Consider the following 18,387-nt stretch of genomic DNA (forward strand, 5'->3'; position numbering starts at 1 on the left):
CGACCATCGAGCGTTTCCTCGACGATCCTCAGCTTCTCAGGCGTGCTCCAGTGACGGCGACGACCGCCGTCGGTGATAATCTCGGACACGGACATAAGCCTATGCTCAGGGGATAGCCCCAAGCCTCCTTCCTAGGCTTAGATCTGTCCGGTCGAAACGGGGGCCAGCTCAGATGGGCGCAGAGGGGCGGAATAGACCGGCTGCTCACCCTGTCCTGCGGGCGGACGTACACGGTCGACGAGAAGGTGCGGATGCACGACTGGCCGGACGTCCTGCTGGAGCGCTGGTCGGACGAAGCGCGCCGCGTGCCTGGCTGGATTCAGAAGTCCTTGGCAGCGGACTTCATCGGGTACGCCTATGCCCCGGCCGGGATGTGCCCGCTGCTGCCTGTGGTGCCGCTACAGCGTGCCTGACGGCAGCATGGCCGCAAGTGGATCAACCTGCACGGCACGCGGTCAGCGCATAATCCTGGCTATGTGTCGGTCGGGGTGCCGGTGCCGCGTCATGTCCTGATGCAGGCGATCGTTGAGGCGATGGTAGTAGGGTGGCCTGACAGTGTTTGCAGGTCAGCCAATCTATCAGATGTAACTTACGATCCCAGCGGCGTTTCCATGCGAACGTGCATTTGCACGAGCTAGGAGGGCACGCTTCCTCGACGAACGGCGCCCACCCTTGTTGCGCAAGGCATCAACGGGTAGGTCGGCTACGCCTGAACGGCGAGCACGGTCCTGAACATCCGCCATGAAATTAGTGAGCGTAAATGTATGCATGATCCACCTATAGCCCGACTAGGGCAGGGTCTCCGCCTTCCTCAACGATTCGTTTTATCAGATAGTGCCGGTCAATCCCTTCTGCCATCTTAAAAAGCGCTCGGGCCTGCAAAAGACGCGAAGCGTCGGCTTTACTCGCGATCGCATGCTGCGCCAACCGATCAGCGATTAGATCCTCGATGGGTGGAATGACAATTGATGAGCGATTGTGTTGAAAAAGGCCGTTTTGCAGTCGTGCTGATGGTTTGATTCAATCTTCGCGAAGCAAGCGGAGACGGGCCGATGATAGGCGAGCGGACGGTGGCGCAGGAGGCGCTGTTCTACAGCTTCAGCCTGGAGCGGCACGTGCCGGCGGACCATCTGCTGCGCTCGATCGACCGGTTCGTCGACCTGTCGGGTATCCGCGAGGAACTGAAGCTCTTCTACAGTGACACGGGTCGCCCCTCGATCGATCCGGAGCTGATGATCCGAATGCTCATCATCGGCTATTGCATGGGCATTCGGTCCGAGGGGCGGCTGTGCGACGAGGTGCATCTGAACCTGGCCTATCGCTGGTTCTGCCGGTTGGGGCTGGAGGGCAACGTGCCCCACCACTCGACCTTGCTGACCGCCGCGCCGGTCCATGCGCTGTTGCACGGACGCGAGCGGATCGACCGCGTGATGCTCGACGGGTGCGACTATCGTGGGCCGGACGAGCGGCGCGCCCTGTTCGAAGCGTCCTTCCCCCGTGTTCGATGAAGTCGAGCTGCTGGACGACCTACCGCGCCCGCGCTGGCCGCTGCATCCGCAACCGCGTCCGTTGGAGAGGCTCGACACCTACGTCCGCAGACTGGCCGACACCTACGGCATGGGTGTGGCGACCTTCTGTTGATATGGCCTCGGCTGCAACGTCGGCGACCTTGATCGCTGCGCGGACGATCCGCCCCAAGCCTTGCTGGATCGACTGTCGAGCGGCACCGGTCAGTCGATCCGCCGGCTCCGCAACATGACCGACGCCCGCTGCCATGCTCGAACCAAGATTGTGGCACGCTGGGTAATCCGCTGCGATCCGGAATTCGTCCATAAAATGCGGTTCAGATTTTCTGGACACGACGGGTTTGTGAACAGTATTTAGAGACGGTCGACGCCGGATTTTGCGAGCGCTGGCCCGCTCGTCCACAAACCGAGCGGATTAGGGACGAGGGGTAACACGATGCCGGACATGCTGGGTTATGCCCGCGTCTCCACCAGCGACCAAGACCTGGAGGTGCAGCGGCGCCGGCTGACCGAGGAAGCCGGCGCGATCCGGGTGTTCGACGACATCATGTCCGGCAAGGGATTCGATCGGCCGGGCCTGACCGAGATGCTGGGTTTCTGCCGTGCCGGCGACACAATCTGCGTCGTGCGCCTCGATCGGCTCGGCCGCTCGCTCAAGGAGCTGCTGGAGACGATCAACATGTTCAAGGCACGCGGGCTGGCGTTCCGGTCACTGGAGGAGCGCCTCGATACGTCATCGGCCGCCGGCGAGTTGGTGTTCCACGTCTTCGGTGCCATCGCGCATTTTGAACGCCAACTGATCGTGGAGCGCACCCGCGACGGCATTGCCGCTGCGCGCGCGCGCGGCAAGGTGCCGGGGCGGCCGACGCTCGACACCGACAAGCTCGCGTCGGCGCTCAAATTGGTCGAGGCGGGTGTCCGTCCTGCGCAGGCCGCCAAGCAGCTTGGGCTTGGGCGGTCGACACTATACCGTGAATTGGCTCTCCTTCGAAATCCGGCACCTGACACGCCTTTTCTGATCTCCCAAGCTTAACGACCAACATCCCAAACCAAGAAGAAAGGATGGTATTCGATGATCGTTGCACTCGCCCTCGCTACCGCACAGGTTTCAGCCGGTACGCCGCCATCTGCGCCGGTTCAGGCCGCCGATGAATTCACGAACATCATCTTCCATCCGCTTTCTGCGACGACAGCGACGCTAACTGTTCAATCGCGAATCATGTCTAATACCGTCGATATTAAAAGCCTAGACGACGCTCTGGCGCTACTCGCCGACAAACACCTTTCTGTGATATGGCCAAAGATAATCGAATGGGGCGGACCCGGCCTTAAAAATTTGCGCGATAATTATATCAGTGCCGCTAGGAAGGTATTTGAAAAGGGCCGCACGAAGGATGCGGATACAAGCCTTGGATCAACGGTAAGTCCCGCGCTTCGTGGTACCTTTCTATTGGCGGATGCGCTGCTGAACGCAGGCCGTATTGAAGAAGCAACGCACCTGATGGAAAGCGCACGCGGCACTGCTCCACAGAAAGGTAGGTGGGGACCGATTGAATGGGCGGCTATTTCTACTTGGTTGGCAAAAGCGCAGTACGTTCAAGGTAATGTCCAGGCCGCTATCCATATAATTGAAGACAGCATACCTCCACTGGGGAAGGATCGCACAAAACTAAATCTGGAAGTCAATCGCGCGGCAATGCTTCTCGATGTTGGTCGCGCCAGTGAGGCTTTGTCCGCCATCGATGCTGCGCAAAGCAGTTTTGCAGCGCCGGGCGCGGACGGCCTTTTCACCAGCAATGCGCGTGTCAAAGGAAGCGATCGTCAGTTCGCATGGATCAGATCTTGCGCGCTGTACAAGCTCGGTCGGACTGCGGAATCAACTGCCGCTGCGGCGCCGTTAAACGCTGGCATCGAGCCACAGGAAAAGCGGTTTGTGATCGATCCTACCATCAGACTGCGAACTAAATGGGCGCGTTGCATCGGAGATGTCACTGTTGCTGTTCAAGCTTATTCCGATGCGTTGAAAACTGAGCCGGTTGGTGGGGATGCACTGCTGGAACTACAGCCCGAATTGGCCCAACCAGCGTTCGACCAGACTTTTCTCGGAAAGGTCCGCCAAAATTCCGCACTGGCTTCGGTCTTGACCGATAGATGGCGGCAGTTGCCGGCCGATCTCGTTCCAGCCCTCAACGGATGGAGAACCTCGGCAGAAGCCCAACCATTGACATTGGGTACGGTAGTTCGCTGACATCGACTTCGGAAACTGACACCGATCACCGGTGATAGCGGTGTTACAACCGTTCGGTTGTGACACTTTTTAGCAACTGCGAGCATCCGGTTTGACCGGCTCATATGGCAGACAAACCCTTTGAGCCGATGGCCTCAAAGAGTCGCTTTCTCAGGATCATTCTGGTCGAACGCTTTCCGTGACGCGCGGAAGCTATCCACGTTCCCAACAATCCACGTCCACAGTGGGACCAGTCTGACGAGTAGCTCCAAGCCGGTGTCGGAAGGAGAATATTCGACATGCGGTACGACTTCATCAAAGTCGTGCCGTACCACCAGCCCATCGCGCTCCAGATGGCGAAGGGTGCGAGTCAGCATGCGCTGCGTAATCCCGTGCATGCGCTGGCCGATCTCGGCATGGCGAAGCTGGCCGTACACTCCGAGCGTGTGAATGACGCCGAGCGACCAGCGGTTGCCGGCATGGGCGAGCACCTCCCGGCGCACCCCGTCGTCGTCGTCGCGCGGCCATCGCAGACAGTTTGCGAGTAGCGGGGGATGTCACCCTGGCTCAGGGAACTAGTAGTAGTATCAAGCATGTACCCATCTTTCGCGCTTGTCTGCGGCTTGCCAGATCAGCGGCAACCAAGGTGAAAACGAGCAAGAACGATGAACGACACAACCTCCACCGTGAAGTCACGGAACATCCTCGTCCTGGGTGCCAGCGAGCTCGGCATGCCGGTGCTGCGCGACCTGGCGCGTCGCGCCAAGGACATCGACGGCGCAAAGATCAGTGTCCTGCTGCGTGAGAGTGCCGTCGAGTCCGGCGACCCGGCCACCCGCGACAGGACTTTCCAGTTCAATGTCTATAAGCGCGTCATCGCGATCGATCGCACCCGGCACGCGATATCCGATGGCCTTCATGATTTGTCTCCGTTTACCTCGATTGGCTATGCGGAAACGGGGTGATAGGTTATGCTCGATGGCGCAAGAACGCACATAAGAAGCACATAGTGTCGAAAAGGATACCGTTCATGGGCCGCATCCGCCATCTGAGCCTCGACTGCGGGCCGGGATGCCCTGTCGAGGGGACGCTGCAATTGATCGACGGCAAGTGGAAGGGCGTCGTGCTGTTCCATCTGCTGACCGGCTCGCTGCGGTTCAACCGACTTCGCCGTCAGTTGCAGAACTGCATGCAGCGGATGCTGACCAACCAGTTGCGCGAACTGGAGGCCGACGGCTTGGTCCATCGCGAGGTCAATGCGGAGGTGCCACCGAAGGTCGAGTACAGCTTGACCCCGCGTGGTCGGACGCTGGAGCCCGTCATCATGGCGTTGAAGACATGGGGCGAGGCCCATGTTCTAGCGCCGGACGCCTAAGCGGCGCTCAGGCCCGGACGATCCGACTTCGCACCGCTCGCCTTATCCGTGAAAATCTTCTCGCAACCAGCTTTCGTCAAAGCGTCGATCTGAAGAGCGAGATCCTGATCGGCCGTTGAGACGCGCGCATAACCGATCAACATCGTCCGTGATCCCGTTAGATCCCTGCCAGTGCACTTCGCCGATAGCGATCACCTCGGCAGCAGGATGGCGGCACCGGAGAACAGTCCCGCTTCAAGGTCGGCATGCGCTTGGCGCGCGTCGCTTAGCAGATAACGTCGTCCTATCGGGGCGGCGATGCCCGCATCCATCAGACGGACCACGGCTCCAGACGCCGATGCATAGGTAACACGGTCCGCGGCATAGTACATGACGCTCGGCCGAGCGAAACTGAGCGACCGCAGCGGGTCGATCGCTTCGACAGCAAGAGGCGCAATAGGGCCGCTTGCCTCGCCTACACTGGCCACGGTGCTGAACCTTCGAACGCATTCCAGGGTCTTGTCGAGGATACTTCCGCCGATCCCGTCTATCGCGAAGTCTACACCGCACCCTTGCGTGAGCCTGGACATTTCAGCCGCGAAGTCAGCGTCACGCCCGAAGATCACCGGATCGAGGCCATGCGAGATTGCGATCGCGGCCTTGGTGTCCGATCCCACGGTCCCGATCACCCTGGCACCGTGGCACCGTGGCGCTTGGCCCAGAGGATGGCGAACGCCCCTATCTGTGTTGATCCTTCGCCGTCGGGGAGCGGCGGCGGCAGTTTGACGGTCAACCACGCCGCCAAGCGTGCAACAGCCCCTCCATGAAGAGGCTTACTCTACCCCACAACGGGTGAGCCATATCCGCTCGAAACCGGCCGAGTGACAGCAATCCCTTTTATTCCTACTTGATAGATATGATTTGTTTCGGGAAGCGGGCCGGCGACCTAAGCTTGCCTGGTTCGCGAGGCACTCAGACGGGGCCGCGACGGTCATGCATCGGTCCGGGGAGAGGGCCGCCGCGCCAGATCAGAATCATAGGGGGAACGGGTCATGCCGAACCGATTGCGGCCGCGCGCCGTACGACAAGAACGACGTTCGCATCGGGGTGCGATCGCCGTGCTGGCGGGTATCGCCATGCTGGCAACCGTCCCGTCGCCGACGTTCGCGTCCGAACCGGATGCCGCCCCGTCGCTCAGGCAGGTGCTGGCCCGCCGACGTGCGGCGCAGGCAAACCCCGATGCGGAGCAGGTCATCGAAACGCGGGCCACGGCGGAAAGCCGTTCGGGCGTACGACGCCTGCGGATCGGCGATTTCCAGTATCTGAGTGATAGCGACCGCAGCTATGCTGGCTATGATCTGGGAGCGGGATCGTGGGACACGTTCGCGGCGGTGTTGGCCAGCGCGCTGGCCGACGAATTCGCGACCCAGGCAGCACGGCGCAAGCTGCCCGTCGACGCCATCGACATCGTCCTGACCAGTCACCCAGACGCCCCCGAAATCGCCCGCACGCGCAAGGTGTCCTATCCCCGCAACCTTGCCTACACCGCCTATATCGCGTCGTCGGCCAGCGACGCCGAACTCGAATCGCTGCGGCAGGATGTCGAACGCGCATCGCCGGTGCTGGCCGCCGTGCGCGATCCGCAGGCGATCGCCCACGGTCCGGTCGGATTGACCGTCAGCGCGGCGCAACCCGATGCCGGTGCGCCGCCCGGACTGCGCGATTTCCTGGTCGAAAAGCGCCAGGCGATCGCGCGACTGGCGCAGGTCTCCGCCGCCGGCACCGCCGCGCCGCCGACCGGGCTGCGCGCCCATGCCCGTATCGAACCGCACAGCGGGCTGCGCACCGCCCGGACCGGCAAGGGCAATTACCATATCCTGCACGACAGCCGGGCGGACCGCGCCGGCAATGGCCTTGCCCCGACGGTCGAAGAGCATCTGGTCGGCGTGCTCGCGACCTGCATGACCCATATTTTCGAGATCGAGGCCGCGAAACGCAACATCGTGCTGGATGGCCTGGAAGTGCGCACCCGCGCGGTCCTGCCGCCGCGCGGCGACGGGGCGACGGCGGCCCGGTTCCGCGACATCGCCTATACTGTGGCGATCGCATCGCCCGAACCGGCCGCGCGGATCGATGGATTGCGCGACGCAGTCGAGGCGTCCTGCCCGATCTACAACCTGTTGCGCGATCCGCAGTCGATCGCCGGCCGGATCGTACGCGGCCGGTACGAATCGCAGATGGCTACCGCGGCGCGCTGAAGCGCCCGCACGGCGCACGTCCGCGATCTGCACCGCAGACGGTGCCGACATCACATCTTATCCTTGGGGGGAATCATGAAGAACTGCGCCTTTTTGCTGGCGGCGACCGCATTCCTAGCTGCACCGTCCGCCTTTGCCGAACCGCTCGATGGCACACCGCCGCGCGCCGACCCCGCGGAGACGGAGGAAGCGAAGGAAAGTCCCGACAGCGACATCGTCGTTAACGGCCGCAAGCAGCAGAAGGAAATCAGCGGCGGTGCGCTCGGCACCCGCTCGAACCTCGAAACGCCGTTCTCGATCACCAGCGTCGACAGCGACGATATCGAGAAACTGCGCGCGCTGACCACCGCCGACTATTTCGTCGGTGATGCCAGCGTGACCCGCGACGGCGGCAGCCGCTACAACATCCATTCGCAATGGGTGACGGTGCGCGGCGCGGCGGTACGGACCCAACTCTACAATGGCGTACCGCTGCGGGACTCGCAGGGCGCCGACACCCCACCCGAATTCCTCGAACAGGTGCAGTTGCTCAAGGGTGCCGGCAGCTTCATCTATGGCTATGCCGCCCCCGGCGGCGTCATCAACTTCGTCACCAAGAAGCCGACCGAGACGCTGCTCGCAAATATCAGCGTTGGGTGGCAGTCGGCGGCGCTGTTCCGGCAGCATGTCGATATCGGCGACACGGTCGGGCCAGTCGGGTTCCGGCTGAACGCGGTGCGGGAGTTCGGCCGGACCTATGCGGACAGTGAGATTTTGCGTCAGGGCGCGGCGATCGGGCTGCGCATCGACCTCTCGCCCGATATCGCTTGGCGCACCGATGCGTTTTATCAACGGAACCAGATCGACGGCGCCGAACCCAGCTTCGTGGTCGGCGGCAATGCCAGCCCGGCGGTGCCGACCTATCGCGACCGGGTGGTGCCTGCCCCGGTCAGCGGGCGGACGCGCTTCGCCTCGCGCGATACCTATACCGACGGGCGCCTGTATTCCGCGATCACCAGCCTGACGTGGCAGGTCAACCCCGACTGGTATGTCCGGCTGACCGGCGGACAGGTCGGCAACGACCACCGGCTGCCCTATGAACGCATCATGCTGCTCAACCAGGCGGGGGATTATTCGCTGCGCCTGTTCAACGGGCGCAACGTGTACCGCAACCGACTGGGTTCGGTGTTCGTCGAGGGGAAGTTCGCTACCTTCGGCCTCGCGCACCAGCTCAATCTCGGGCTCGACTGGCGCGATAGCCTCGGCCGTCATGCCGAAAATCTTGCGACCTTTCAGGCGGGCAGCAACATCTTCCGACCCGTCCTCGCCCGCTGGACCTATGACGATCGCCGCGACCTCGAAATCCGGCCGCTGGGCTGGAACGAGGAGAAATCGGCATTCGTCAGCGACACGATCACCATCGCCGACACGGTGTCGGTCATCGCCGGCGCACGCTACACCGACTATCATTCGCGTGCATGGGCGTGGCGCAGCCAGCAACGTACCAGCGACTATCGCACCGACGGCGTCACGCCGACCTTCGCACTGCTCTATCGCCCCAGTTCGGCGCTGACCTTCTACGGCAGCTATATCCAGGCGCTGTCCGAAGGGACGATCGTCAGCAACCTGTACGACAATGTCGGCGACATCCTGCCCGCGCTGGCCAGTCGCCAGTATGAAGTCGGCGCCAAATGGGAATGGGACCGGTTCTCCGGCGCCGTCGCGCTGTTCCGGCTCGACCGCGGGGCGAACTTCGTCACGGACGACAACCGGCTCGTGCAGGACGGGATCGAACGCTATCAGGGGATCGAGGTGTCGGCGCGGGTCGTGCCCGTCCCTACCGTATCCCTCGGCGCATCGACGACCTTCGTCGACGGCACGCATGAACGGGCCACCAATCGCTGGCTGGTCGGACGGCAACTGCACGGCGTCGCGCGGGTAACGGCGGTGTTCGATGCATCCTACGACCCCGCCTTCTTGGCCGGCGTCGGCCTCAGGGCGCTGGTCCGCTATCAGGGCAAGGCCGCGATCTTCAACAACCAACCCCGCGACTGGACCGTCTATACCCCCGGGGTCTGGCTGGCGACGTTGGGCGGCGACTATCGCTTCCAGCTCGGCGGGCGCGAACTTACGCTGCGCGGACAGGTTCAGAACCTGTTCGACACCCGCTACTGGAACAGCGGTACCAGCACCTGCTGCTATTCGCTGTCGCCGGGACAACCGCGCACCGCCAGCATCGACCTGAAGGTTTCGCTATGACCCGGCATGACAAGGAGACCCGCATGTCCCCGCGCTACTGGACGTATCTTACCGCCGCCGCGCTGCTCGTGCTTTCGGGTTGTAGCGAAGAGGACCGGTCGTCCCCACCACCGAAGACAGCCACCGCCGCCACCGAGATCGCGTGGCGCCACGGCGACGTTGCAGATGCGTTTGCGGAGGCGAGCGAACAGAACAAGCCGGTGCTGCTCTATTGGGGGGCGGTGTGGTGTCCGCCTTGCAATCAGTTAAAGGCCGGATTGTTCCGCAACCCAGACTTCATCAGCAGGACACGCGACGTCATCCCCGTCTATCTGGACGGCGATACGCCCGGAGCGCAGGCATGGGGCGAACGGTTCGGCGTCACCGGCTATCCGACACTAATACTGCTGCGTCCCGATCGGAGCGAGGTGACGCGGCTGTCGGGCACCGGCGATGGCGCACAGGTCGCGGCGGCACTGGATGCGGTCCATCGCGGCACCGGCAATGTCGATACGCTGCTGCAGCGTGTCCGGTCCAAGCAATCGCTGTCGAACGACGATTGGGCGTTGCTCGCAGGATATGGGGGGTGGCACGACCCGAGCCGATCTGCCACTGCGGCGACGACGCTGGCCGCGTTGGCGGCGGCCGCCCCTGACGTCCGGTTGCAACGCCAGTTCCTCTTACAGGCGCAAACCGTCCGCCCCGATACCGCCCCGCTTTTGTCTCCCGCAGAAAGCAGCCGGCTGCGCCACGCCCTGACGACGGTACTCGCCGATCCCGCAGAGGTCCGGGCCAACCGCGCCTCGCTATCCTATGGCGCGGTGAAACTCGTCAATGGTGCGGTTCCTGGCGGAGGAGCGGATCGGCAGCGGATCGGCGAAGCGATCGTCGGGGCACTGGACGCCCTGTTCGTGGACACCCGGCTTGTCGCGTCGGAGCGGCTTGCATCGGTCGACGCGGCGGTCGCGCTGTACCGCGATCGCGCCGGCCCCGCCGCGCCACCGGCCGCCGCGTTGCTGGCCAAAGTGCGCGAAAGGGTTGCATGGGCCGACCGCAGCGTCACCAGCCCCTATGAACGGCAGGCAGTCATCAGTGGCGCGGCGCACTTGCTGGCCGATGCCGGCGATGCGGCCGGGGCGCAACGGTTGCTGGAAGCCGAAGTCAAACGGTCGCGCACACCTTATTACTACATGCCAGCGCTCGCCGAACTGGCCGAGGCGCGCGGCGACCGGCGGCAGGCGATCGACTGGCTGCGGCGTGGCTACGAAACGTCCGAAGGCCCGGCTAGTCGGGTGCAGTGGGGTGTGACCTATGTCGAGGGACTGCTGCGCCTCACGCCCACCGACCATGCCGCGATCGAAAAGGCGTCCGGCGCGGTCATTAGCGAACTGGCCAGCCAACCCGAAGGATACCGGCAACGAACCCGGACGCGGCTGGAAAAGCTGGGCAAGGCACTGGCCGCGTGGGGCACCGAACAGAACGGTAGCGCGACGCTGGCGCGGCTGCGGACCGCCGGAAAGAAAAGCTGTTCGGGACAACAGGATGCGGCGGTCGCCACCGCATGCCGCAACTGGCTCCCGCCAGGGATCGCCTAACGAATCGTCGCGGTATGATCGAGACACGGCCGATCGGTGCCGTCTTGCTAACCCTGATCGTTGAGACGCCTCGATCGAGTGACGTCGGACGGAGCAAGACTATCCACGACGATCGCGTTTCGAGAAACTTCTGGACAGCGAAGGTGAGCCGAGGTCACGCCGAATCGAACTAACTTGGTGGGGCAGATTTGCGAATGCGGATGGCGGGGGCGGAAGAGGTGGTGGCCGTGACGATCGGCCAAGCAACTGCCGTGCCGATGGACGACGTCTTCATCTCGCGTGCGTTCGTCTGCCTGGTGCAATCGGGCGAAAAGCAGATCCATCATCCAGCGTTCGGCTCGATCCTGGCCAGACCAGGGGATGTCGTGGCCTTTCCCGCCGGCGCTCTGGTGACGATGGAAAACAGGCCGACGCGGGACAAGCACTACCGCGCGGAGGGATTGTTCTATCCGCCTGGCCGAGCAGCGCGCCGAAGCCGAGATGTCGGCGGCCGCCAAGACCATCCGATACCGGGGACCGAAGACGATCGAGCATATCTCGCGGCACAGCCGGCGCGAGGCCGCGCGGTTGATCGAGCGCATCCGCTACGATGCGACTAGTCCGGCCTATGAGATCGCCGATCCCGAACTGTTTCTTCTCGGCCATTATGTCGAAAGCGAGCTGCTCCAGCGCTACGACAAGGGCGTGCTATCCCTGGCTGAACGGGCGCACTGTCCGCTGATGTGGAGCCACTATGGCGACCAGCATCGCGGGCTTTGCGTCGGCTATTCCATTCCCGACGACGTCCGGTCAGACCTGCACAGGATCAGCTATGTTGGCAGTCGGTTGGTACAGGCGAGCGCTGTCGGACGAATGCTCGACGGCGACAGCGCCGCCCGCGAACAGGCCGAAGAAGCCGTGCTGCTGCGCAAGGCTGCCGAATGGCGCTACGAGAAGGAGTGGCGCTTGATCGGGCCGCGCGGGCTTCACGACTCTCCAATTGAGCTTGAGGAAATCGACTTTGGAATGCGGTGAAGTATGCCGTGATCAGGGCTTTGGAAGCGCGCCATTCCCGGGTGCGGTTCTTCGAGATCCGCGAACAGGCAGGCCGGTTCACGCTTGCAAAGCGCGAACTCTACATCGACGAGTTGGCGTCGTCGTATCCACGCCGCGCCCGCTTAGTTCACGAAGCTTTCAAGGACGTCGAACGACCCCAGTAAGGGCAGCCCAACCCGCCCACTGCGGCCTGCTCTCCTGTGTACGACAGGTGTTTTCAGCGTGACTACGCGGCGGCCCGCCCATCCCCAGCTTGGAGACGGCGTTGAACGAATCGACGCGCTTGCCGATTGGTTCAACCGACAGCGGGGGGAAGCCTTCTTCTGACGGCGAGGCCTCGGTTTCGCTGTACCCCTTCTGTGGAGATTCGATCGCCTGATCGGCCGCACCAAGCCTCTCAGCCATACAATGAAGCTTGTCGGACGCGACGAAGAAAGTCGGCGACAAACTCCGGGTCATTGATTGCGCCGACTAACCGCGGGCGAAGCATGCGAATCGAGGAAAGCTGACGAAACCAAGCGTGGAAGTGGTCGTCCCCAGTGAGCCCTTGCAGTAATAGGGTGATCGCGAACGGTCCGATTAGGCCCTGCTGCTTGAAGAAGTCCGCCAAGGCATCAAGGTAGTGCCGCGTCCCCTCCTCGAATTCGGCTAGACCAAGCCTCCCCTCTCCGCTCAACTGCTGGATCGCGAAAGCCGCATGGGCATGAACGAACCAATCGTCGCGCACGAACAAGCGCTCGATTCCGCGGGAGCGCAGATCTTGCGCGAAAATCTCATGACCATCCTCGGTAACCTTGAACCAAGGATCGGAATGTTCGTGAAACACAGGCCCGGGATGGCGGACGGGGCCGTCCTGCGCGAACGCGGCGCGGCGATGATCGAAGTGCTCGGCAGGAAGTATCGCGATCCGCAACGCCTGTCGCGTCTCGATTCTGCTGCTGCCGGCGAGCGCGCTGTCTTCGGCCGCGGCCAGGTCAGCGAGTCGCGTCAGCAGACTTGCCTCGTCCACGAACCGGCTGCGCAACATCGCCGGTTCGATTGGAAGGTTACGGGCGCCCGACCGAATAAGGTAGCTACCCGTCAGACGATTCATGAACGGCCCACCGATATGGCGAGGAATCTGGACGTCGAGGATGAAACCGCCCTCCAGGTGCAGCGGTACCACCTGAATATTGACAGGAGTGGGCGAGACGCCGTCCTGGATGATCGATTGTAGACGGAGCGCCGCCTTATCGGGGTCACCCTGCTGGGGACGGAAGCTGTCAAAGCGCCCTCCCCTCTCCTCGACCCCGATCAAGAGCCGGGCTGGCCCTCGGTTGAGGAATGCCACGACATCATCGAGCAGCCGCGCCTTGGCCTCCGGCTTGTCCACGTGGACCTCGCGCTTGAAGTCCAGGTCTTGCCCCTCCTGCAGATCGCCTTTCGCGATCGCTGCGACCGTTACCGGAGTGATGGTCTCCGGCGATCGTGACGGCACTCCCGGCTCGTTCATGACCGTGACCTTGATCATTCCCCTTCTCCGACTCCGGCGGCTCGACGAAGGGCCGCCGCAGTGGCACCGGCGGCCGTATATGCTCCTGCCGGCGACGAAGGCGCTGTCCGTTCAGGCATGGTTACGGGCGAACCTTAGCGTCTCGTCGGTGCGAAGAAGCTTCACCGCTCGCCACGGTGCCGACGCAAGCGCCGTCCACGTCTCGATCGCGCCGACACGCTCCAGATAGCAGATCGCGCTGTTGATGCGGCGCGGCTCCCAACCGAGTTCCTCCGCGAGCTGCTTCGTCTGCACGCTGCGCGTCTCGCCGTTCATGATGCGATTGGCGAGTACGCCCGCATCGTCCTTTGGACTAAAGGGCATGAACGCCTCATCGAAGTCGACGAACAACGCCGGCGTCGGCGCGTAGTGACCGCGCGCATTCAGTTCGCGCAGATAGCCCCCGCCTCTCAGATCGAGGAGCGCGATACGCAGATCATCCTCCGCGATGGTGAACGCCTCCGCCAGCCCGGCAAGCGTGATCATCGGGTCGACGGCCATCGCGGAGACGCTGGTCTCGACGATGTGGCGCCCCACTGCGATCGCCGCCTGCGACCAGCCGGTCAGACCGGGGGGCGCGGGTTTCACATACTGCGGAGCCTCGCCCAGCGCCGGCTTTCGGCTCACACCATGAAGCCGATCCACGAGCGCCTTCAGCTCCGCCTCGTTGGAGGGATCGAGCTTCAGGAAAAGCATGGCCTGGAGGAAAGGCGACAGCGCGGCCGGATCCAGGTCGACAACGAGCGGCACGAAGCGGCTCTTTCCGCCGACCTGCCGCACCAATCCGACGTCGATCTCCTTGGCGACCCAGGGCTTAACGATCGAGGTTTTTGTCAGCACGACGACGAAGTGCGTCATAGCCCCGAGGCCCTCTTCCATCTTCTGGCGGAGGCTGTCGCCGGGATCGATTTCCCACTCATCGAACCAGACCTCGACACCGTTGGCCATCAGATACTCGGCGATCGGGCGAACCTGCGCCTTATCCTCGCTCGCGTGGGCAAGATAGATCTTGGGGTGTTCCGTACCCCCGGCAGCCACCGTCATCGTCACCGTTCCTCGTTCCACGCCCAATCGATCCTCCACCAATCGAGCGAAAGCAGGCGAACCGGTCGTGCGGAGCGCGACCTTGTTGCCGGGCAAGCGATCGACGAACACGTCCGCGTGGCGCTCCGTCTCCGGGTCGATGATCGAGGCCGCTGCGCCCCGCACTTTCTCGATCAGCGCTTGCACGCCCATCTCCAGCGCCTTCGCCTCGATGTCCGAGGCAAAGCGCTTGGCGTCGAAGGAGCGGCCGTTATACGTCATCTTGATCACCGCACCCGCTCCCGGATGTAGCGCTGCAGGGCGACCACATCATCGTCGCCGACCAGGACGCCAAGTACCGGGTAATCGGGCTGATCGGCGTTCCTGATCCGGCCCTTGCCGATGCACGGCACGATCTGGGCAAAAGCGGGATTGAACCGGCGACGTTCCCATCCGGTCGCCGCCTCAAGGTCCCGCGCATTGCCGCCAAGGTTACGATCCGCCAGCAGCATGTGCGCGAGGACGACCGAGTCCTCGATAGGGCTCCGACCGGTGATCGCCGCATCGCAGGCGACGAACAGCGCGACGGTCGTTCTCACGCGGGGCAGCTTGAGGTTGATCATCCGGGAAAGTTCGACCAGCCCCTCACCTTGCAGCTCCGCAAGCGCCGCGGCGATCGCGTCGACATCCTCGTCCGGAAAGGATGCCGCTAGATCCTCGCCGAAGTTCCCGACGAGTCCGTCGGCACATTGCTCGGCCATGTGTCTGCCGAGCCGCTCTGCAAGGGGACTTAGGTCCTCGTTCACGCACGCCTGTCCTATTCTGCTGATCTCCCGGCAGGGTGATCTGACCTGACGTGAGGTCTAGCCTGGATCGGAACAGGCTGGCAACATTGCCTGCGCCCGATCCCACTGTCGGTATGGTGTGGTTCGTAAGGAAGAGAACGGAAGATGGTGACTACGCGGTCGATCTCACTCGCGATCCCCGACTTCAAGACGATGAGCGATGACGACGTCCAGGCACACGTCCTCGCTCGTCATCGAGACGGACGATGGAGCACCCAGACCCGCTGGCTCCTATCGATGTTTGGCACCGACAAGCTGGAGCTCAATGAGGCGTGGGCTGAGAACTGGACCGATTGGACCTGTCCCGCCTGCGGTCGCGCGAAGATCGAGCTCGCCCGTCTCACCGAACAGAATGTGCTGCTCTGCCAGCTCGACTGGCATCACGACCACCTGCGCGACCATGCGAGCAGGCTCATGAGGGCGCAGCTTACGGGAAACCCGGGCGAAGTCGAGCGTCGAGCCGCCCGATCGATCTCGGCGGCGCTACCGTTGATCGAGCGCTTCTCGGAAACCCTGTTGTGCAACGACTGCAATGCGGCCGATGCGGCGATGAAGGCGCAGCTCGGCAAGCAAGTGCCCAGCTACTTCAGTTTTCGTCCCAGCGAAATCGCTCGCTTCGTGGTGGTCGAACCCAATCGGACGCATCGGCTGGACGTCGCTGCCGGTGAGGAGATCTGGGACGAGGTCAGCGCCGACCTCGCCCAGCGAACGGAGTTCGCCGAGATGCTCGGGGATCGTATCGGACAGGGGCAGCACGAGCGGGAAGAGGCGTCTTTCGCGCTGCGACAGAGCACGGACGACCGGAAACTGTTTTTCGCGCTCGGCTACGAAGTAATGAGCGCCCGCGCCAAGATCGACGGGATCGCCGCTGGTCTGATCGCCCGATCGCGCTCCACCGCCGGTCGCTGGAGCACGACCAAGTCGAAAGCCTCACGCAAGGTGCAAGCGCCCGACCAGGCAACGTTCGAGCGGCTCGACGCCGCGCGCAACAGCAGCTCACGCTGGTGGCGTGAGAGCGATGACGGCTGGTGCTGTCCGTGTTGCGCGCGCACTAAATTCGAGATCGTTCGAAAGTCGAACGAGGGCGACTGGACTGCTTCGATCATGGCCGTGAACGACTTCCGCGCCGAAACTGACCCGCACTCGCTTTCGCGCCGCGGCCTATATCATCCCGGGCCGATCGTACTCGCCAGCCACTATCAGATCGGCATGTGTCAGGATTGCCGCCAGATTCTAAGCGATGCCCTGACGATCCGGCCCGGGAACGTCGACGAATGCCTCAGCCTCGCGCAGCTCCGGGGGTTGATCGAAGGCCCGGCGCCACACACGCGTCACGCCCTCTCCGCCGAACTCATCGGCCTTTCCATCGACGCCAACACCGATTGGATGGCTGGGGTGGCCGACTACTGGTCCCATCACCGCCACGCCTCCGATATCAGCCTGGAGCATTATAGGATCATGCAGTCGACCGGCCTGTCGGCCGCAGGTGCCCGGGATATCGCAATTCCGAAGTTGGTTGCCGCTCAGAAGCTGCCTGCCGATGGTGCCGCCGGCTGGTTCGACTGGTTTATGCTCGAGGAGAAACGTATGCGAGCCGCTCCAGGACGCGCAGGTGCCAGCACGTAAGTGCACGAGGCGGGTAGCCGGATAGGCAGGATCGTCGCCGGCTAGCCGCCATTCCGCCCATCACCCTCGGCGAGCGCCTCGGGCTTCCCTGCCCCGCTGCCTTAACAAACGGCAACTCACCGCTAGCGCAGTTCGAAAGCGGCCATACCGCTTCCCTGAAGAGTTTCGGATGCCGGCAGGCGTACGAAAGTCTTGGAATCACCAAGATCCGACGACATGCCTGCCTCACCAACCCCAACGACTGGATCAAAAGGTTAGATCGGGGTCAGCGCATAAAGGCCTTCGCCAACATATCGAACACGACACGAAATCGCCTGATGCGTTTCAAATCTTCGTGCATCACGATCCATATAGGCAGGGGCAGGTCCAGCACATCGGCAAGAATCCGTATTAGCGCCGGATCACGCTCGGCGACGACAGCCTGGCAAATTCCGATCCCGAATCCCGACTGGATAGCCGCGAACTGTGCCGCATCGCTGTCGACCCGCAAGGCGAACGCGGACCGGTCGATACCCGGAAGGTGCCGCATGGCCGCGCGGATGAAATCCGTCTCGGTGTCGAAGCCAATCAGGTCGTGGCCGGACAGATCGGCCAATGTGTTCGGCACGCCGCGCCGGTCGAGATAATCGCGGCGTGCGTGGAAACCGAGACGAACATCACCGACGTGGCGGGCGACTAGAGCTTTCTGAGTCGGCTCGAACATCCGCACCGCAATGTCGGCATGGCGTTGGAGCAGATCATCGGGCTGATCGGACAACGACAATTCGATCGTCAGCGCGGGATGCGCTCGGCGGAGATCCGTCAGGATCGGCGGCAGGTGCATGACGCCGACCGCTTGGCTGGCGCTGATCCGCACGACGCCGGAGACGGCATCCGGACCGCCGCGGCCCGACCGCCTTAGCGCAGCCGCAGCAGCCACCAGCGCATCGGCATGGGGACGAAGCGACAACGCATGATCGGTCGGCGATAGCCCTCGTTGCGAGCGGACGAACAGCTTGCCGTCGATCGCTTGTTCAAGCGCATCGATATGGCGGGCGATGCTCGGCTGCGTCATGCCGAGCGCCCGAGCCGCGCCGGACAAGGATCCCTCGCGCAGCACGGCTGCGAAGCTTCGATAGACGTCCCAGCTCGGTTCGTTGCTCATAGATTC

Annotated in this window: 17 protein-coding genes and 2 pseudogenes; 12 read left to right on the forward strand and 7 right to left on the reverse strand. The window is 63.1% G+C overall.

The genetic code is table 11. The features are described from left to right. The first annotated feature begins 251 nt into the window (after nucleotides 1-251). From ACFX59_RS17190 to ACFX59_RS17205, 4 genes and pseudogenes are all read left to right on the forward strand, one after another. Nucleotides 252-413, forward strand: coding sequence for a hypothetical protein (locus ACFX59_RS17190; RefSeq protein ID WP_387434082.1), 162 nt, complete (start codon nucleotides 252-254; stop codon nucleotides 411-413). A gap of 639 nt (nucleotides 414-1,052) precedes the next feature. Continuing rightward, nucleotides 1,053-1,370: pseudogene (locus tag ACFX59_RS17195) on the forward strand (transposase); the annotation flags it as partial. Nucleotides 1,371-1,962: 592 nt separating this feature from the next. Next, nucleotides 1,963-2,559 (forward strand): recombinase family protein, encoded by a 597-nt coding sequence (locus ACFX59_RS17200; RefSeq protein WP_387434085.1) that lies wholly within the window; start codon nucleotides 1,963-1,965, stop codon nucleotides 2,557-2,559. Nucleotides 2,560-2,598: 39 nt separating this feature from the next. Next, nucleotides 2,599-3,774 carry a hypothetical protein gene (locus ACFX59_RS17205; protein ID WP_387434088.1) on the forward strand — a complete coding sequence of 392 codons (1,176 nt, stop codon included), beginning with the start codon at nucleotides 2,599-2,601 and terminating at the stop codon, nucleotides 3,772-3,774. Nucleotides 3,775-3,908: 134 nt separating this feature from the next. On the opposite strand, the gene ACFX59_RS17210 is transcribed toward ACFX59_RS17205, so the two are convergent. Beyond that, nucleotides 3,909-4,256, reverse strand: coding sequence for a winged helix-turn-helix transcriptional regulator (locus ACFX59_RS17210; RefSeq protein ID WP_387434090.1), 348 nt, complete (start codon nucleotides 4,254-4,256; stop codon nucleotides 3,909-3,911). A 162-nt stretch (nucleotides 4,257-4,418) separates the two neighbouring features. On the opposite strand from ACFX59_RS17210, the gene ACFX59_RS17215 reads away from it, so the two are divergent. Both ACFX59_RS17215 and ACFX59_RS17220 read left to right on the forward strand, forming a co-directional pair. Continuing rightward, nucleotides 4,419-4,718: a hypothetical protein gene (locus ACFX59_RS17215; RefSeq protein WP_387434092.1), complete on the forward strand. Its 300-nt coding sequence runs from the start codon at nucleotides 4,419-4,421 to the stop codon at nucleotides 4,716-4,718. Between the two features lie 65 nt (nucleotides 4,719-4,783). Continuing rightward, a complete protein-coding gene (locus tag ACFX59_RS17220) occupies nucleotides 4,784-5,128 on the forward strand; it encodes a winged helix-turn-helix transcriptional regulator (RefSeq protein WP_387434095.1) in 345 nt (114 codons plus the stop codon). Here the strand turns inward: ACFX59_RS17220 and ACFX59_RS17225 are convergent. After that, nucleotides 5,128-5,271 (reverse strand): annotated as a pseudogene (locus ACFX59_RS17225) (recombinase family protein); the annotation flags it as partial. The gene ACFX59_RS17220 and the pseudogene ACFX59_RS17225 sit on opposite strands and share 1 nt — an antisense overlap. 48 nt (nucleotides 5,272-5,319) lie before the next feature. Next, nucleotides 5,320-5,904 (reverse strand): zinc-binding dehydrogenase, encoded by a 585-nt coding sequence (locus tag ACFX59_RS17230; RefSeq protein WP_387434098.1) that lies wholly within the window; start codon nucleotides 5,902-5,904, stop codon nucleotides 5,320-5,322. Between the two features lie 339 nt (nucleotides 5,905-6,243). On the opposite strand from ACFX59_RS17230, the gene ACFX59_RS17235 reads away from it, so the two are divergent. From ACFX59_RS17235 to ACFX59_RS17255, 5 genes are all read left to right on the forward strand, one after another. Next, the gene (locus tag ACFX59_RS17235; protein WP_387434101.1) at nucleotides 6,244-7,365 is read left to right on the forward strand and encodes an OsmC family protein; all 1,122 of its coding nucleotides are present in this window, start codon (nucleotides 6,244-6,246) and stop codon (nucleotides 7,363-7,365) included. 75 nt (nucleotides 7,366-7,440) lie between these two features. Next, complete coding sequence (locus tag ACFX59_RS17240) at nucleotides 7,441-9,603, forward strand: TonB-dependent siderophore receptor (protein ID WP_387434104.1); 2,163 nt, start codon at nucleotides 7,441-7,443, stop codon at nucleotides 9,601-9,603. 23 nt (nucleotides 9,604-9,626) lie between these two features. Continuing rightward, nucleotides 9,627-11,177: a thioredoxin family protein gene (locus ACFX59_RS17245; RefSeq protein WP_387434107.1), complete on the forward strand. Its 1,551-nt coding sequence runs from the start codon at nucleotides 9,627-9,629 to the stop codon at nucleotides 11,175-11,177. A 480-nt stretch (nucleotides 11,178-11,657) separates the two neighbouring features. After that, nucleotides 11,658-12,191, forward strand: a complete 534-nt coding sequence (locus tag ACFX59_RS17250) for a DUF2971 domain-containing protein (RefSeq protein ID WP_387434110.1) — start codon at nucleotides 11,658-11,660, stop codon at nucleotides 12,189-12,191. Further along, nucleotides 12,188-12,376: a hypothetical protein gene (locus ACFX59_RS17255; protein WP_387434112.1), complete on the forward strand. Its 189-nt coding sequence runs from the start codon at nucleotides 12,188-12,190 to the stop codon at nucleotides 12,374-12,376. Before ACFX59_RS17250 ends, ACFX59_RS17255 begins: the two co-directional genes overlap by 4 nt. A 233-nt stretch (nucleotides 12,377-12,609) precedes the next feature. Here the strand turns inward: ACFX59_RS17255 and ACFX59_RS17260 are convergent, their stop codons facing one another. The 3 genes from ACFX59_RS17260 to ACFX59_RS17270 form a co-directional block, all read right to left on the reverse strand. Then, entirely contained in the window at nucleotides 12,610-13,722 is a 1,113-nt protein-coding gene (locus tag ACFX59_RS17260) for a helix-turn-helix domain-containing protein (RefSeq protein ID WP_387434114.1), read from the reverse strand. Nucleotides 13,723-13,815: 93 nt separating this feature from the next. Then, a complete protein-coding gene (locus ACFX59_RS17265) occupies nucleotides 13,816-15,048 on the reverse strand; it encodes a toll/interleukin-1 receptor domain-containing protein (protein WP_387434165.1) in 1,233 nt (410 codons plus the stop codon). 5 nt (nucleotides 15,049-15,053) lie between these two features. Then, a complete protein-coding gene (locus tag ACFX59_RS17270; protein ID WP_387434117.1) occupies nucleotides 15,054-15,572 on the reverse strand; it encodes a hypothetical protein in 519 nt (172 codons plus the stop codon). A 144-nt stretch (nucleotides 15,573-15,716) separates the two neighbouring features. Here ACFX59_RS17270 and ACFX59_RS17275 point away from each other — a divergent pair, with 144 nt between their 5' ends. Continuing rightward, nucleotides 15,717-17,237, forward strand: a complete 1,521-nt coding sequence (locus ACFX59_RS17275; protein ID WP_387434120.1) for a hypothetical protein — start codon at nucleotides 15,717-15,719, stop codon at nucleotides 17,235-17,237. Nucleotides 17,238-17,502: 265 nt separating this feature from the next. On the opposite strand, the gene ACFX59_RS17280 is transcribed toward ACFX59_RS17275, so the two are convergent. Continuing rightward, entirely contained in the window at nucleotides 17,503-18,381 is an 879-nt protein-coding gene (locus tag ACFX59_RS17280; protein WP_387434122.1) for a LysR family transcriptional regulator, read from the reverse strand. Nucleotides 18,382-18,387: the final 6 nt, after the last annotated feature.

This window comes from Sphingomonas sp. NCPPB 2930 (assembly GCF_042867205.1).
Classification (GTDB): Bacteria; Pseudomonadota; Alphaproteobacteria; order Sphingomonadales; family Sphingomonadaceae; genus Sphingomonas.

Coding starts and splice junctions, on each gene's coding strand:
- ACFX59_RS17190 (WP_387434082.1), top strand. CDS start 252: ATGCACGACTGGCCGGACGTCCTGCTGGAGCGCTGGTCGGACGAAGCG.
- ACFX59_RS17200 (WP_387434085.1), top strand. CDS start 1,963: ATGCCGGACATGCTGGGTTATGCCCGCGTCTCCACCAGCGACCAAGAC.
- ACFX59_RS17205 (WP_387434088.1), top strand. CDS start 2,599: ATGATCGTTGCACTCGCCCTCGCTACCGCACAGGTTTCAGCCGGTACG.
- ACFX59_RS17215 (WP_387434092.1), top strand. CDS start 4,419: ATGAACGACACAACCTCCACCGTGAAGTCACGGAACATCCTCGTCCTG.
- ACFX59_RS17220 (WP_387434095.1), top strand. CDS start 4,784: ATGGGCCGCATCCGCCATCTGAGCCTCGACTGCGGGCCGGGATGCCCT.
- ACFX59_RS17235 (WP_387434101.1), top strand. CDS start 6,244: ATGCTGGCAACCGTCCCGTCGCCGACGTTCGCGTCCGAACCGGATGCC.
- ACFX59_RS17240 (WP_387434104.1), top strand. CDS start 7,441: ATGAAGAACTGCGCCTTTTTGCTGGCGGCGACCGCATTCCTAGCTGCA.
- ACFX59_RS17245 (WP_387434107.1), top strand. CDS start 9,627: ATGTCCCCGCGCTACTGGACGTATCTTACCGCCGCCGCGCTGCTCGTG.
- ACFX59_RS17250 (WP_387434110.1), top strand. CDS start 11,658: ATGTCGGCGGCCGCCAAGACCATCCGATACCGGGGACCGAAGACGATC.
- ACFX59_RS17260 (WP_387434114.1), bottom strand. CDS start 13,722: ATGATCAAGGTCACGGTCATGAACGAGCCGGGAGTGCCGTCACGATCG.
- ACFX59_RS17265 (WP_387434165.1), bottom strand. CDS start 15,048: ATGACGTATAACGGCCGCTCCTTCGACGCCAAGCGCTTTGCCTCGGAC.
- ACFX59_RS17275 (WP_387434120.1), top strand. CDS start 15,717: ATGGTGACTACGCGGTCGATCTCACTCGCGATCCCCGACTTCAAGACG.
- ACFX59_RS17280 (WP_387434122.1), bottom strand. CDS start 18,381: ATGAGCAACGAACCGAGCTGGGACGTCTATCGAAGCTTCGCAGCCGTG.